The 14,112-nt window shown below is 40.3% G+C and carries 10 protein-coding genes and 1 pseudogene; 6 read left to right on the forward strand and 5 right to left on the reverse strand.

What is annotated here, in order from left to right; all coding sequences use genetic code 11:
• Positions 1-36 precede the first annotated feature (36 nt).
• From IQ211_RS14975 to IQ211_RS14985, 3 genes are all read right to left on the reverse strand, one after another.
• Positions 37-609, reverse strand: a complete 573-nt coding sequence (locus IQ211_RS14975; protein WP_223281761.1) for a TetR/AcrR family transcriptional regulator — start codon at positions 607-609, stop codon at positions 37-39.
• A gap of 228 nt (positions 610-837) precedes the next feature.
• On the reverse strand, positions 838-1,239 hold the full coding sequence (locus tag IQ211_RS14980) for a type II toxin-antitoxin system VapC family toxin (RefSeq protein ID WP_189760324.1): 402 nt from the start codon (positions 1,237-1,239) through the stop codon (positions 838-840).
• Complete coding sequence (locus IQ211_RS14985) at positions 1,239-1,484, reverse strand: type II toxin-antitoxin system Phd/YefM family antitoxin (RefSeq protein ID WP_189760323.1); 246 nt, start codon at positions 1,482-1,484, stop codon at positions 1,239-1,241. The genes IQ211_RS14980 and IQ211_RS14985 overlap by 1 nt, the downstream gene beginning before the upstream one ends.
• 435 nt (positions 1,485-1,919) lie before the next feature.
• Between IQ211_RS14985 and IQ211_RS14990 the strand changes: the two genes are divergently transcribed.
• Positions 1,920-3,068 (forward strand): porin, encoded by a 1,149-nt coding sequence (locus tag IQ211_RS14990; RefSeq protein ID WP_223281760.1) that lies wholly within the window; start codon positions 1,920-1,922, stop codon positions 3,066-3,068.
• Positions 3,069-3,127: 59 nt separating this feature from the next.
• Here the strand turns inward: IQ211_RS14990 and rdgC are convergent, their stop codons facing one another.
• Positions 3,128-4,039: a recombination-associated protein RdgC gene (rdgC, locus tag IQ211_RS14995; RefSeq protein WP_189760322.1), complete on the reverse strand. Its 912-nt coding sequence runs from the start codon at positions 4,037-4,039 to the stop codon at positions 3,128-3,130.
• A 168-nt stretch (positions 4,040-4,207) separates the two neighbouring features.
• Here rdgC and mak point away from each other — a divergent pair, with 168 nt between their 5' ends.
• From mak to IQ211_RS15020, 5 genes are all read left to right on the forward strand, one after another.
• Positions 4,208-5,116: a fructokinase gene (gene mak, locus IQ211_RS15000; RefSeq protein ID WP_189760321.1), complete on the forward strand. Its 909-nt coding sequence runs from the start codon at positions 4,208-4,210 to the stop codon at positions 5,114-5,116.
• A gap of 152 nt (positions 5,117-5,268) precedes the next feature.
• Positions 5,269-7,239 carry a bifunctional 2',3'-cyclic-nucleotide 2'-phosphodiesterase/3'-nucleotidase gene (locus IQ211_RS15005; RefSeq protein ID WP_189760335.1) on the forward strand — a complete coding sequence of 657 codons (1,971 nt, stop codon included), beginning with the start codon at positions 5,269-5,271 and terminating at the stop codon, positions 7,237-7,239.
• 491 nt (positions 7,240-7,730) lie between these two features.
• Positions 7,731-9,380, forward strand: a complete 1,650-nt coding sequence (locus IQ211_RS15010) for an ABC transporter substrate-binding protein (RefSeq protein WP_189760334.1) — start codon at positions 7,731-7,733, stop codon at positions 9,378-9,380.
• A 128-nt stretch (positions 9,381-9,508) separates the two neighbouring features.
• Positions 9,509-11,143: an ABC transporter substrate-binding protein gene (locus IQ211_RS15015; RefSeq protein WP_189760320.1), complete on the forward strand. Its 1,635-nt coding sequence runs from the start codon at positions 9,509-9,511 to the stop codon at positions 11,141-11,143.
• A 66-nt stretch (positions 11,144-11,209) separates the two neighbouring features.
• Positions 11,210-12,832, forward strand: coding sequence for an ABC transporter substrate-binding protein (locus IQ211_RS15020; RefSeq protein WP_189760319.1), 1,623 nt, complete (start codon positions 11,210-11,212; stop codon positions 12,830-12,832).
• Between the two features lie 83 nt (positions 12,833-12,915).
• Here the strand turns inward: IQ211_RS15020 and gltP are convergent.
• Positions 12,916-14,001 (reverse strand): annotated as a pseudogene (gene gltP / locus IQ211_RS15025) (glutamate/aspartate:proton symporter GltP); the annotation flags it as partial.
• Positions 14,002-14,112 lie beyond the last annotated feature (111 nt).

The following is a 14,112-nucleotide window of genomic DNA, read 5'->3' on the forward strand; positions in this document are numbered from 1 at the left end:
GGCTGGGAATTTATTTCTCAGCCTTAATAATAAATATTACTCATATTCAAGTAAACTAACCGCTGCGTTAATCCGAGGTTTCATATCCGTTTCTGGCAATGGTGGAAGAATACCCAGTGCCATTTTTCTGAGTGGTTCTGCAATTACCATCGAGATGATAAGTTCACTGATAATATGAAAATCCATTTTTTTCAGTAATTCTTTTTGATACTGGCGCTCAAGCCAATTTGCCAATATATTTCTGCTTTTTTCAATTCCACTTTGTTGATATTTACTCAATAATACTTCACGATGAGGAAAATCAGATTGTAATAATTTGAATAATCCTACCGCTTCCATAGATAAAGTTTTCTCTGCTATTTCAGTCAGAAATATTTTCAATGACTTCATCAATTGCTGAAAATTATTAGCGTCTTTCTTAAAAGCGGGAATAAAATTATCTTCCCAACCCATAACCACTTGTTCAAGCAGATCTTCTCGGTTTTTGGCAAAACGGTAGAGCGTTTTTTTAGCAATGCCGGCTTTTTTGGCAACCACATCCATGGTTGTTTTGTTATAACCTTGATTAATCAGAAGTAGAAAGGTAACGTCAAGAATTTTTTGGCGCATGACTTGCTCTGGAATGGTGGGGCGGCCTCGTGGACGTGGATGATTTTCTGCCATTTTAGCACCTTAATAAGTTATTAATATTTGTATCACGCTGGCGTGATCCCATTAATAAACAGAACAAACTGATACACAACTGGCAGAGGCTTGTCAACTCTATTAAAGTGTGATTATCCGGTTATGAAATAGCAGAATAGAGTAGGGGTGAGGTTCTGTTTGGAGAGGACAGTGTCATTTATTAGGGATGACGGTAATATAATCGCTGACAAAATCTATTAGCTTGCTATCACTCGTGATGAGTGGAATCTTGTTGTGTTTTGCCTGAGCGACGATTAACCGATCAAATGGGTCTTTATTTAACTGTTCCGGTAAATCGCATACAACGAGCGTATGATCGCTTTTAATGGGGATTTCAATCAAACCAGCGTCAAACAGCCCATCCCTGAACTGTCCGGGATCTATGGAAAAATCAGGTTTGTTTAAATTGCTTTTAATGACCACCTCCCATATAGACGCCGCGCTAAAACACAGGGTTTTGCTGGTATCTTCCAGCAGATCAGCAATATCAGCTTTCAGTTTTTCCGGTTCATATGCCATAAACAGCAAAATGTTGGTATCTAACAGGAATTTCACTATGAATATTTCCCTTCGAACATATCAGCAATTTCGGCGCTGTTCATATCGTCAAAATTGGCGGGAACACTACCCTTGCCTTTGAGGAAACCTAATTTGCGTTTGGGCTGCTCTTCTCTGTATGCAATAACTTTAACTAGTGCATGACCATTTTTGGCGATCACCACCGGTTCTCCGGTGCGGGCGACTTTCTGAACGATTCTGGATAGGTTGGTTTTTGCATCGTAGATGTTAATTTGTTCCATAGCATTACCTATTGATGTTTTAATGTACACAATTTTAGGATATTTATTCTTATTAGTCTGGTCAAGTTGATTAGACCTGTATCGCCCAAATACGTTCTCCATGCGCGGATCATCGCATTTTTTATTACCCACCCATTATTTATAACTTACTGTTTTTAATAAGTTATTGTCATAATTTATATTGTTGAATTATAGGGAATATTTCTATGATGTGATGTTCATCACAAGATGGCATTTTTTGCTAATTTTTGTTAGCAAAAGGTTTGCTTAGATCTTAGTATCGTTATTGCTTGTTACAAATTTAACATTAAATTAACTAAAACAAGTAAAATACTTCGTCCACCTGATTATTAACTATTCCAGAGCAAGTTGTTCTTGGAATATGAATATCTTGGCGGTGGCTAAATAATAACAAGACTAATGAGGGTTATGATAATGATAAAACGCAACACACTCGCAATGGCAATTTCGGTACTTCTCATTACAGGGGGAGCAAATGCTGCTGAAATTTATAATAAAGATGGAAATAAAATAGATTTATATGGAAAAGCCGATGTGCAGAGAACTTTCTCCAAATCAAATAAACAGTCTGGTGATGGTTCTGTCGGTCGTATCGGTATTAAAGGTTCAACCCAAATTACGGATACACTCACTGGCTTCGGGCGCTGGGAATTCAATATGGGTGCCAATGGCACAGAAGTGGAAAGTGGGGAAAACACCAGAACACGTTTGGCTTTCGCTGGATTGAAATTTGACGAATACGGTTCACTGGATTATGGGCGCAATTATGGTGTGGTTTATGATGCCAATTCATGGACAGATGTACTGCCAGTATTTGGTGGTGATTCCATGGCCGCAACCGATAACTTCCTGATGGGGCGTTCAACCGGGTTATTAACCTACCGTAACACTGACTTTTTTGGTCTGGTCAATGGTCTGAATTTTGCCTTGCAGTATCAGGCTAAAAATGATGATGGCACTAAAAATAGCCGTAGTGATGTTGCAAGGCAGAATGGTGATGGTTTTGGCCTTTCCAGTACCTATGACTTTGGTAATGGCTTCAACATTGGGGCATCATACGGCAACTCTAACCGGACTTCGGTACAGAAACTGGGTTCTGACACCGCTAAGGTTCTGGCAAAAGGGAATAAAGCCGAAGCATGGATCGTTTCTGCCAAGTATGACAAAGATAATGTCTATCTGGCAGCCATGTATGGTGAAACCCGTAATATGACCAGATTTGGCAGCTCTGTGAATAACTACACGATGTTTGCCAATAAAACCCAAAACATTGAGTTGACGGCTCAGTATCAGTTTGATTTCGGCTTGCGCCCCTCTGTTGCTTTTGTTTATTCCAAAGGTAAAGATTTGGGTAATGACCTGGCTGATAAGAGCATACTGACAGACAAGGGATCTGAAGATTTGGTGAAATATGTTTCAGTCGGTGCCTTCTATAATTTCAACAAAAATATGGGCACGTATGCTGAATATCAATTCAACTTATTGAAAGACAATGATTTCACCAAGAAAGCGAAGATCAGCACTGACGATGTCTTTGGGGTTGGTTTAGTTTATCGCTTCTAATTGTCATTTCTTGCCGAACTGCCTTAATGAATTTAACTATTAAGGCAGTCCGCTTGCCATTACCTTTCGGCTTCACCGCCCAGCGCATCAATCGTATTTTTGATCAGTGCACTGAGTTCACCCGTCATTAAGGTAAAATCAGCGTCGAATCGTTGGGCGACGTCTTCACGATCGATATCATCGTTTTGGTCACGTAAAGTTTCGCTGAATTTAATCCGTTTGAAAGCGCCATCATCTGACAGCATAAACTGAATACGCTCTTCCCAATCCAGGGCCAACTTAGTGACATATTTGCCTGATTCAATATGTGCTGCAATTTCATCTGAAACCAAGTCCTGCTTCTTACAGCGGATCACGCCACCTTCTTCCAGAATGGCTTTGAGTTCGGCTTCATCCATCAAGGCATAACCGGAAGGAAGATCACCTGAACGTACCCACTCGGTTAGCGTCAATTCAATGGGGTTGGTGAAAGTAAGCGGAACAACGGGCAGTGATCCCAATGTTTTTCTCAACAGTGCCAGATTATCTTCGGCCCGTTTTGCGCTGGCGGCATCAACGATAATTAAATGATTGACGGTATCGATCCAAATATAGGTTTGGCTGAAACGGCTGAATGCTCTTGGCAGCAGCGTATGAATGACTTCATCTTTCAGGGAATCTTTCTCTGTCTTTTTCAGTTTGCGATGTTGTTCGCCTTCCAGACGGGCTATTTTGTCCTGTAATTCCTGCTTAATCACTGGAGAAGGTAGCATTTTCTCTTCTTTGCGTGCGCAGATCAGAATTTGATTGCCGCAAGCATGGGTTAATGCTTCACCGTGCGATCCCATTGGCGAAACCCAGCCCGTTTTCATCATATCCTGGCTACCGCATGGGGTGAATGCCAATGGGCTTAATTGTTTTTCCAGTTCATCCGCAGAAAGAGAAATCTCTCGGTTTAAACGGTAAATCATTAAATTTTTGAACCATAACATGCAGTTACCCCATATTGTTGCGCATCGTGACAAAGGTTATCTTAAAACATAAGGGTGCATGATAACGAATCATGTGACGAAGCCCTAGAACTTCATGAGTTTCCTATAATCACGTCTTCATTCTCATATAATAAACAGCGTCGTCCCGATAAATAGGAAAGATAAGCTATGCGCATAGGAATTGATCTTGGCGGAACTAAAATTGAAGTGATTGCATTAGGCGATCAAGGAGAAACGTTATTTCGCAAACGGGTGGATACTCCCCGCAATGATTATCAGAAAACATTGGCAGCGATTGCTGGGTTGGTTATCGATGCGGAACAGGCAACCGGACAGCAAGGAACAGTGGGAATTGGTATTCCTGGCGCGATTTCGCCTTTTACCGGAAAAGTAAAAAATGCCAACTCAGTTTGGCTGAATGGAAAAATATTGGATAAGGATATCGCTGCTTTGTTGGGGCGTGAAGTGCGTATCGCCAACGATGCAAATTGTCTGGCGGTATCAGAAGCCACTGATGGTGCAGGTGAAGGAAGGCCAATGGTATTTGCCGTTATCATTGGGACAGGTTGTGGTTCAGGTATTGCCTTTAAGGGACGGGTTCATGCCGGTGGTAATGGATTGGCAGGAGAATGGGGGCATAACCCATTACCGTGGATGGATGAAGAAGATCGCGTGTATCAGGATGAAGTGCGCTGTTTTTGCGGCAAACCAGGGTGTACTGAGACATTTGTGTCAGGCACTGGATTTATGACGGATTACTTCCGCCTGAGCGGTGTGCAGAAAAAAGGCCATGAAATTATAGAGGCGTTGGCACAGGGAGATGAGTATGCGGAATTGGCGATGCGTCGTTATGAAAGGCGTTTGGCGCGAGCGCTGGCACAGGTGATTAATTTATTGGATCCGGATGTGATTGTCCTCGGCGGTGGCATGAGCAATGTTGATCGCCTCTACCAAACATTGCCTGATTTAGTGAAAGAGTGGGTTTTTGGTGGCGAGTGTGCAACCCCCATCAGAAAAGCAGTGCATGGGGATTCCAGTGGTGTGCGTGGTGCGGCTTGGTTATGGCCTGTTTGTTGAAACGGTTTATTATGATGCCTGGGAACAACTCTATACCAATCCAACTTCAAGTTGCAGCTTGTAAATCAATGTGATTGATTATATCTCCCCACGTAGCGGGAGATATAAGCCGCATCTTGAAAGGCGATTGGTATATAAAGGGGCATAACATGATGAAGAATATGTTGAAAAGTAAGAACGTGTTGACAATGTCAACGCTAGCAATGCTGGTGGCATTTAATGTGAACGCGGCAACCGTTGATTTACGGGTGATGGAAACCTCAGATATTCACGGTAATCTGATGGATTTCGATTACTTTAAAGATAAATCCACGGAGCAATTTGGTTTGGTTCGTACTGTAAACTTAATTAAGGCGGCCAAAGCGGAAGCAACCAATGCGATCTTGGTAGATAACGGTGATTTGATTCAAGGTAGCCCGCTGGCGGATTATGTAGTGGCAAAGGGGTTGCAACAAGGGGAAGTTCATCCGGCTTACAAATTGATGAATACGATGGGCTATACCGTCGGTAACTTTGGTAACCATGAATTCAACTTTGGGTTGGATTACCTGAAACAGGCTGTTGCCGGTGCCAAATTCCCTTATATCAATGCAAATATTCTCGATGCCAAAACCGGCAAAAACTACTTTACGCCGTATATTATCGTTGATACTCCAGTTAAAGATCGCGAAGGCAAAGAGCACACGATTAAGATCGGCTATATCGGTTTTGTGCCACCACAAATCACCATTTGGGATAAAGCCAATTTCAATGGCAAAGTGGTTGTTAATGACATCACGGAAACCGCGAAAAAATTCGTTCCTCAAATGAAAAAAGAAGGCGCAGACCTGATTATCGCCATTCCCCATTCCGGTTTTTCCCAAGATCCTTATAAAGCGATGGCAGAAAACTCGGTTTACTATCTAAGTGAAGTTCCCGGCATTGATGCCATTATGTTTGGTCATGCTCACGGTGTGTTCCCAAGCAAGGAATATACAGGTATTAAAGGGGTCAATGTCGCTAATGGCACGATTAATGGCATTCCTGCCGTCATGCCGGGGCAGTGGGGGGATCATCTGGGGGTTGTCGATATGGTGATCAATAACGATAGTGGTGAATGGAAAGTCGAATCGGCCAAAGCGCAAGCCCGCCCTATCTATGACAAAGTCCATAAAAAAGCATTGGTTGAACGCGATAATAAACTGGCTTCCATTATCGAAACAGATCACCTGGGAACGCGCAAATTTGTGAGTAAATTCATTGGAAAAGCCACTGACAACATGTACAGCTATCTGGCGCTGATCCAAAGCGATCCAACTGTCCAGATCGTCAATGATGCGCAGGTAGATTACACCAGACGCTTTATCCAGGGCGATCCAAATCTGGATGGGCTTCCTGTTTTAGCTGCGGCGGCACCTTTCAAAGTGGGCGGGCGTAAAAATTCACCTGCTGATTTTGTGGAAGTAGAAAAAGGTGATTTGACTTTCCGTAACGCGGCTGATTTATACCTCTACCCAAATACATTGGTGGTAGTGAAAGCAACGGGGGCGAATGTGGTTGAATGGCTGGAATGCTCGGCGGGCATGTTTAACCAGATTGATGCAAACTCCACCAAACCGCAAGAATTGCTGAACTGGGAGGGTTTCCGTACTTACAACTTCGATACCATAAGCGGGGTTAACTATAAGATAGACCTGACTCAACCCGCTAAATACGACACCGATTGTCAGCTTATCAATAAAGATGCGAACCGTATCAAAGATGTTACCTATCAGGGTAAGCCGATTGATCCAAAAGCCACTTTCCTGATCGCCACCAATAACTACCGTGGTTACGGCGGTAAATTTGCCGGAACCGGAGAGGATCACATTGCATTTGCATCACCGGATGAAAATCGCACCATTTTGGCTTCTTACATTTCCAGAATAACCAAAGAGCAAGGCGTAGTATCAACTCAGGCTGAAAACAATTGGTCATTCTTGCCAATCAAAACAGATAAAAAATTAGATATCCGTTTCGAAACGTCCCCAACAGAAAAAGCGGCGCAGTTCATTAAACAACACGCCCAATACCCGCTGAAGTATATAAAAAATGATGATACCGGTTTTGCCATCTATCAAATTGATTTGACAGAGAAAAAATAAAAAGGACTGAACGTCATTATATGAATGCCTGCTCTCTTACATAGCTAAAGGGCAGGCAAATTTGCACGCTAAGGGATAACAAAAGGGATTATACCAATCCAACTTCAAGTTACAGCTTGTAAATCAATGTGATTGTTTATATCTCCCCCGAGTAGCGGGGAGATATAGGCCGCATCTTGAAAGGCGATTGATATATAAATATCAATGAGTTCTGATTGCGATTGGTGCTGCATGTTGCGGATGTGCAAGTTCTGGGCTTCGGCTATTGATATCGGAACAAAATAATGTGACGGGGATAAAAGATAATACAGATCGGCGTAGATAAAACCAATAGATCAAAGATACTGTAACGATTGTTTGATCCAGATCAGCAAGTGAAATGCTAATTTCTCTGCGCGAAGCGGGAAGCAAATCAGGTTTCATAGAGTGTTGTAATTGCAACTTGGAGTTTAATGTGTATATGTATTGATGATTTAATAATGAAAACAATTATGGAGATCACTAATATGCAGACAATGTTGGTAAGGATAATAAAAAATAAAATAGCTAAAATATTTATCTGTTCTATCAGTTTGATTCTGGCAAATATCACTTTCTCATATGCTGCTATTGTTCCCCCCAATGTGCAATTAGCGGATAAGCAGGAAATTACCCGTAATAATTTTTCCGAACCTGCCTCATTAGATCCGCATAAGTCTGAGGGGAGCAGTGAATTTGATATTTTGCGGGATTTTTTTGAACGCTTAGTTGATACAGATAAAGACGAGAATATTATCCCTGCTTTGGCTGAACGCTGGGAAACCAAAGATAATAAAACATGGATCTTCTATTTAAGAAAAGGGGTTAAATGGTCTGACGGTACACCGATTACCGCCCATGATATTGTTTTTTCTTTACGACGGCTGGTGACACCTGACACGATTTCTCCTTACGGTAGTTATCTGATTCAGGCGACTGTCGTGAACGCCCGTGATGTATTATCTGGTAAGAAAAAACCGGAAGAACTCGGTGTTAAAGCACTGGATGATGCAACGGTAGAAATTACCCTGGAAAGGCCAAAAACCGTTTTTCTGCAAATGCTGGCTCATCCCGCCATGTCTCCTGTTAGTGAACAGGCTATTAAAAAATATGGCAGTAAATGGACTCAGCCCCAACATTTTGTCAGCAATGGGCCTTTTAAACTCTCTGAATGGGTAGTGAATGAAAAAATTGTGGGTGTCAGAAATTCCCATTATTGGAATGATAAAAATACCGTCATTAATAAAGTCACTTACTTGCCATTATCAGATTATAAAGCGGATCTAAACCGCTATATGACAGGAGAGATTGATATATCTAACGGAGGGCCATCGGAATTCTTGCCAACCGTTAAGAAGAAATTTGGTGATCAATTGCATGTTAAGCCCATGATGAGTGTTTATTATTATTTCTTTAATACACAAAAACCGCCCTTTAATGATATTCGGATCAGGCAAGCGCTGGCTTTAGCATTGGACAGAAATATTATCACTGACAAGGTATTAGGCAATGGTCAAAAACCCGCTTATGATGTGGTGTCTCCTGGGGCGGGTGGTATTTATTTAAAACAGCCTGAATATGCCTCATGGACACAGGAACAGCGCATTGCCAAAGCTAAAACGTTACTGAATGAGGCGGGCTTTAATGAAAAGAACCCACTTAAGTTTACCTTATTGTATAACACCTCTGATGGTCATAAAAAAATTGCTATTGCTGCTACCTCAGCGTGGAAAAAGAATCTGGGCGTTGAAGTTATCTTACAAAATCAGGAAACTAAAACGCAGAATGATAGTATGACGCAGGGTAACTTTGAGCTGACGAGATACGCATGGAATGCTGATTATAATAGCCCAACTAGCTTTTTAGATATTTTCACATCAGGGAATACCAATAACCATATGCGATATCAAAATAAGGAATTTGATCGATGGGCTTTAAAAGCAGATGAAACGAATGATCCCGCTGATTACCAACAAGCCATTGATATTCTTAATCAAGAAATACCCGCCATCCCCGTTTATTATTATGTCCGTGTAAAACTCGTTAAGCCCTATGTTGGTGGATTCCACGTCGACTCAATGGGAAATATTCCGACAAAAGATCTCTATATTATTAAACACTAATCTTTTCTTAATAAGAGCCTGTTTTCATTAGGCTCTTATTGCTTGATAAAGTTAATTGAAATTATAAGTTAAATAAAAATGGTAGCGTAATGTAATAATAAAAATAGCAATTAATGGAGATTAAAAATATGAAAAAAATCATGACTGGGTTAATGAATAATAAATTCCCTCAAATCCTTACCTGTTCGATAGGAATACTATTAACAAACATCACACTCTCTTATGCTGCTGTTGTTCCTCCGGGAACACAATTAGCTGAAAAACAAGAAATTGTGCGCAACAATGGTTCTTTCCCCGCCTCTTTAGATGTACATAAAGTAGAAAGTAATGTTGAATTGAATATTATTCATGATTTTTTTGATGGTTTAGTTTACTCCGACAGAAAAGGCCATATTGAACCCAGATTGGCTGAACGTTGGGAAACGAATGACCACCAAACCTGGCGCTTTCATTTAAGAAAAGGCGCTAAATGGTCTGATGGATCGCCGATTACCGCCCATGATGTAGTATTTAGCTGGCGACGCCTGCTTGATCCCGAAATGGGGTCGCCTTATGGCAGTTACCTTGGAACAGCTCATGTAGTGAATGCAAACGACATTTTGCTGGGTAAGAAAAAAGCGGAAGAGCTTGGGGTAAAGGCGCTGGATGATTTCACCCTGGAAGTGAAACTCGATAAACCTGTGGCTTATTTCCTGCAAATGCTCACTCATCCAATTTTAGTGCCGGTGAGTGCAACAGCGGTTAAAAAATATGGTGACAAATGGACACATCCCGATGTTTTTGTTGGGAGTGGTGCATTTAAGCTATCTGAATGGAAAGTGAATGAAAATGTGATTGGGATCAGGAATCCCCATTATTGGGATGATAAAAACACAGTCATTAATAAAGTGACTTACCTTGCCATTACATCAGAAAAGTCGGATTTAAACCGCTATCTCGCTGGTGAAATTGATATGACGATGACCATTCCTCTGGATTCTTTTGCATCATTAAAGAAAACATTGAGTGATCAAGTTCATGTGAATTCTATGCTCAGCACTTACTATTACGTGTTTAATACGCAAAAACCGCCATTTAATGATGTAAGGGTACGGAAAGCATTAAGTCTAGCTATAGATAGGGACGTGATTGCTGATAAGGTATTGGGAATGGGACAATTGCCAGCTTTCGATATTTTGCCCCCTAATATCGGCGGTATCACATTATCCCCACCAGAATATGCTTCCTGGACGCAGGCACAGCGGGTTGAAAAAGCCAGGGAATTATTGAGCGAAGCCGGTTTTAGTGAGAAAAATCCGCTCAAATTCAACTTGCTTTATAACACGAGAGAATCCCATAAAAAACTTGCCATCGCTGTCACTTCAATGTGGAAACAGAACTTAGGTGTTCAAGCCAGTTTACAAAATCAGGAATGGAAAGTGATGTTGGATAATATGCACCAGAACAAGTTTGATGTCGTCAGATATGCATGGACGGCGGATTACAACAGCCCAATGTCTTTTTTGGATACTTTCCTGACAGGAAGCAGTCATAATATACCACAATATGCCAATAATGATTTTGATCAGGCAGTTATTAAAGCAGGTGAAACGAATGATATCGTTTATTACCAAAAAGCGATGGATATTTTTAATCATGATATTCCCGTTATCCCTGTCTATTATTATGTCAGTAATCGCCTGGTGAAGCCTTATATTGGTGGGTTTTACGTTACCCCAATGGATTATATTTCTACAAAAGATCTCTATGTTATTAAGCATTAAATGAAAATCAATGCATCATCGGAAAATTTTGGATTAAAAAATAAATACAGTTATGAAGGATAGAATATGAAGAAAATAACGATAAACAAAAAGATAAAAATTCTCTCTTTGGCTATCACTGCCCTGTTTGGGAATATCGCATTATCTTATGCTGCGGTGGTTCCTGAAGGAACAAAACTGGCTGCTAAACAGGAAATTGTGCGTAATAATGGTGCAGAACCAGCTTCATTGGATACACATAAAGTTTCAAGTGATGTCGAATTTAATATTATTAACGACTTTTTTGATGGCCTGATTCAGGTTGATAACCAGGGCAATATTGAGCCAAGGTTAGCAACTCATTGGGAAACCAATGATAATAAAACCTGGATTTTTCATTTGAGGAAAGATATCAAATGGTCAGATGGTTCACCCATTACCGCGCATGATGTGGTATTCAGTTGGCGGCGTTTGATTGATCCTGATACCGTTTCCCCTTATGGAAGTTATCTTGAAAATGCTTCTGTAGTAAATGCAAATCAGATATTGATTGGTAAGAAAAAAACGGAAGAGCTTGGGATAAAAGCGTTGGATGATAAGACGCTAGAGGTAAGGCTAGATAAACCTGTCGGAGATTTTCTACAAATGCTGACTCACCCTGTTATGTTTCCGATAAGTGAAAAGGCAGTAAAACAATATGGCGATAAATGGACCAGACCAGAAGTCTTTGTGGGAAGTGGCCCATATAAACTTTCTGAATGGATCGTCAATGAAAAGATTGTTGGGGTTAGAAATCCCCAATATTGGGATAATAAAAATACAGTGATTAATAAAGTCACTTACCTGCCTCTTTCTTCTGAAAAAGCAGATTTAAACCGTTATCTGGCGGGAGAGATCGATATTACCAATACTATTGCCGCAGAATCTTTTCCGTCACTGAAGAAAATGTTGCCTGATCAGGTACGTATTTCTCCTAAATCCACAGTCTATTTCTATGAGTTTAATAATAAAAAACCGCCATTTAATGATGCCAGGGTCAGGCAGGCACTGAGTTTGGCTATAGATCGCGATATCATTGTGGATAAGATATTGGGGCAGGGGCAATTACCGGCATATACAATGCTTACGCCAAATATAGGAGGCTTTAATTTTGAGCAACCTGATTATGCTTTTTGGACTCAGGCGCAGCGTATTGCTAAAGCGAAAGCATTATTGAATGAAGCAGGATTTAATCAAGATAATCCACTGACTTTTAATCTGCTTTATAATACTCAGGAAGGGCATAAAAAAATTGCTATTGCGGTGAGTTCAATGTGGAAAAAGAATCTTGGTGTGAAGGCTGTTTTGCAGAATCAAGAATGGAAAGTGATGTTGGATAATATGCATCAAGGTAAATTTGATGTTATCCGGCGAGCATGGGTTGCTGATTATAATAGCCCGATGGCATTTTTAACGATATTTTTATCTGATCAGGTCAAAAACACATCTATGTATGAAAATGCTGAGTTTGACAAATTAGTGGAAAAGGCAAGTAGTAATAACGCTAAAGAATATTATCAACAGGCATCAGACATCCTAACCAAAGAGTTACCCGCCATTCCTATTTATTTTTATGTGAATCATAATATGGTTAAACCCTATGTTGGTGGGTTTAATATTAATACGAGAGGTGAATATTTCACAAAAGATCTTTATATTATTGAACATTGATAACCGTAGTGGTTCATGATATCTATTCAAAGGAAAAGCAAGGATTGCTTTTCCTTTCCGGGGAATAGAATTAAAAATAAATATTATTCAGAAATCAAAGATTCTTCATATTGTTTAGCTTTTTGCTGATCAAATTGTCTCTCCCACTTAGCCACAACAAGTGCAGCGAGTGCATTACCGACTACATTTAATGCGGTACGAGCCATATCAAGAATCCGGTCAATACCCGCAATGAAGGCTAAACCTTCTAATGGAATGCCCACGCTGCCCAACGTGGCTAACAGGACAACGAAAGAAACCCCTGGAACACCAGCAATCCCCTTTGAGGTAATAATCAATGTGAGGACAAGTGTAATTTCTTGCCAAAGGGATAAATCAATTCCATAGAGCTGAGCAATAAAAATAGCGGCGATACTCTGATACAGCGTTGAACCATCAAGGTTAAATGAATAACCAATCGGAATAACAAAGCTGGTCACTGATTTTGAAGCACCATATTGTTCCATTTTATCCATGATACGGGGTAATACGGTTTCTGAGCTGGCAGTAGAATAAGCTAACAGTAGTTCATCTTTCAGGATCTTAAAGAGTATAAAAATGTTGATATCACAGTAGCGAGCAATTAAACCAAGAATGACAATAGCAAAAAATAAAATTGCACAGTGAACTAAGATAACTAATTTTATCAATGGTAATAATGAACTAAACCCGAAGTTAGCCACTGTTACTGAAATTAACGAGAATACCCCGATTGGAGCATACATCATAATAATATGAGTCACTCTAAACATGGTTTCAGAGAATGTTTGTAATACCGTTAATAATGGTTCTTTTTTTTCCTTCGGTAGTGATGATAAACCTAAACCAAATAATACGGCAAAGAAAATAACGGGCAGCATTTCGCCACTGGACATCGCCGCAAAAATATTATCAGGTACTAATGATAGAATAGTATTAACAATACCGTGTGAATGATTTTCAACTTGCTGTGTTGTGCGTTCATATTGAGATATATCTACTTGATGGAGAGTAGACATATCAATACCTGCACCAGGTTTAAATGTATTTGCCAAAAAAATACCTACAATTATTGCAATTGTTGTGACAACCTCAAAATACAAAATTGTTTTTAAACCTAATTTTCCTAATTGTTTAGTATTACCAACACCCAGGGCGGGATTCCACTTTGTATTTAATTTAATCAAAGATAAGCTGACTACGGAATTCTGCTGACCACGTTGCTCTTCGACGTTTAGCCACTTGACTATCTTTTATACTGG

This window comes from Xenorhabdus griffiniae, from assembly GCF_015163655.1.
Classification (GTDB): domain Bacteria; phylum Pseudomonadota; class Gammaproteobacteria; order Enterobacterales; family Enterobacteriaceae; genus Xenorhabdus; species Xenorhabdus griffiniae.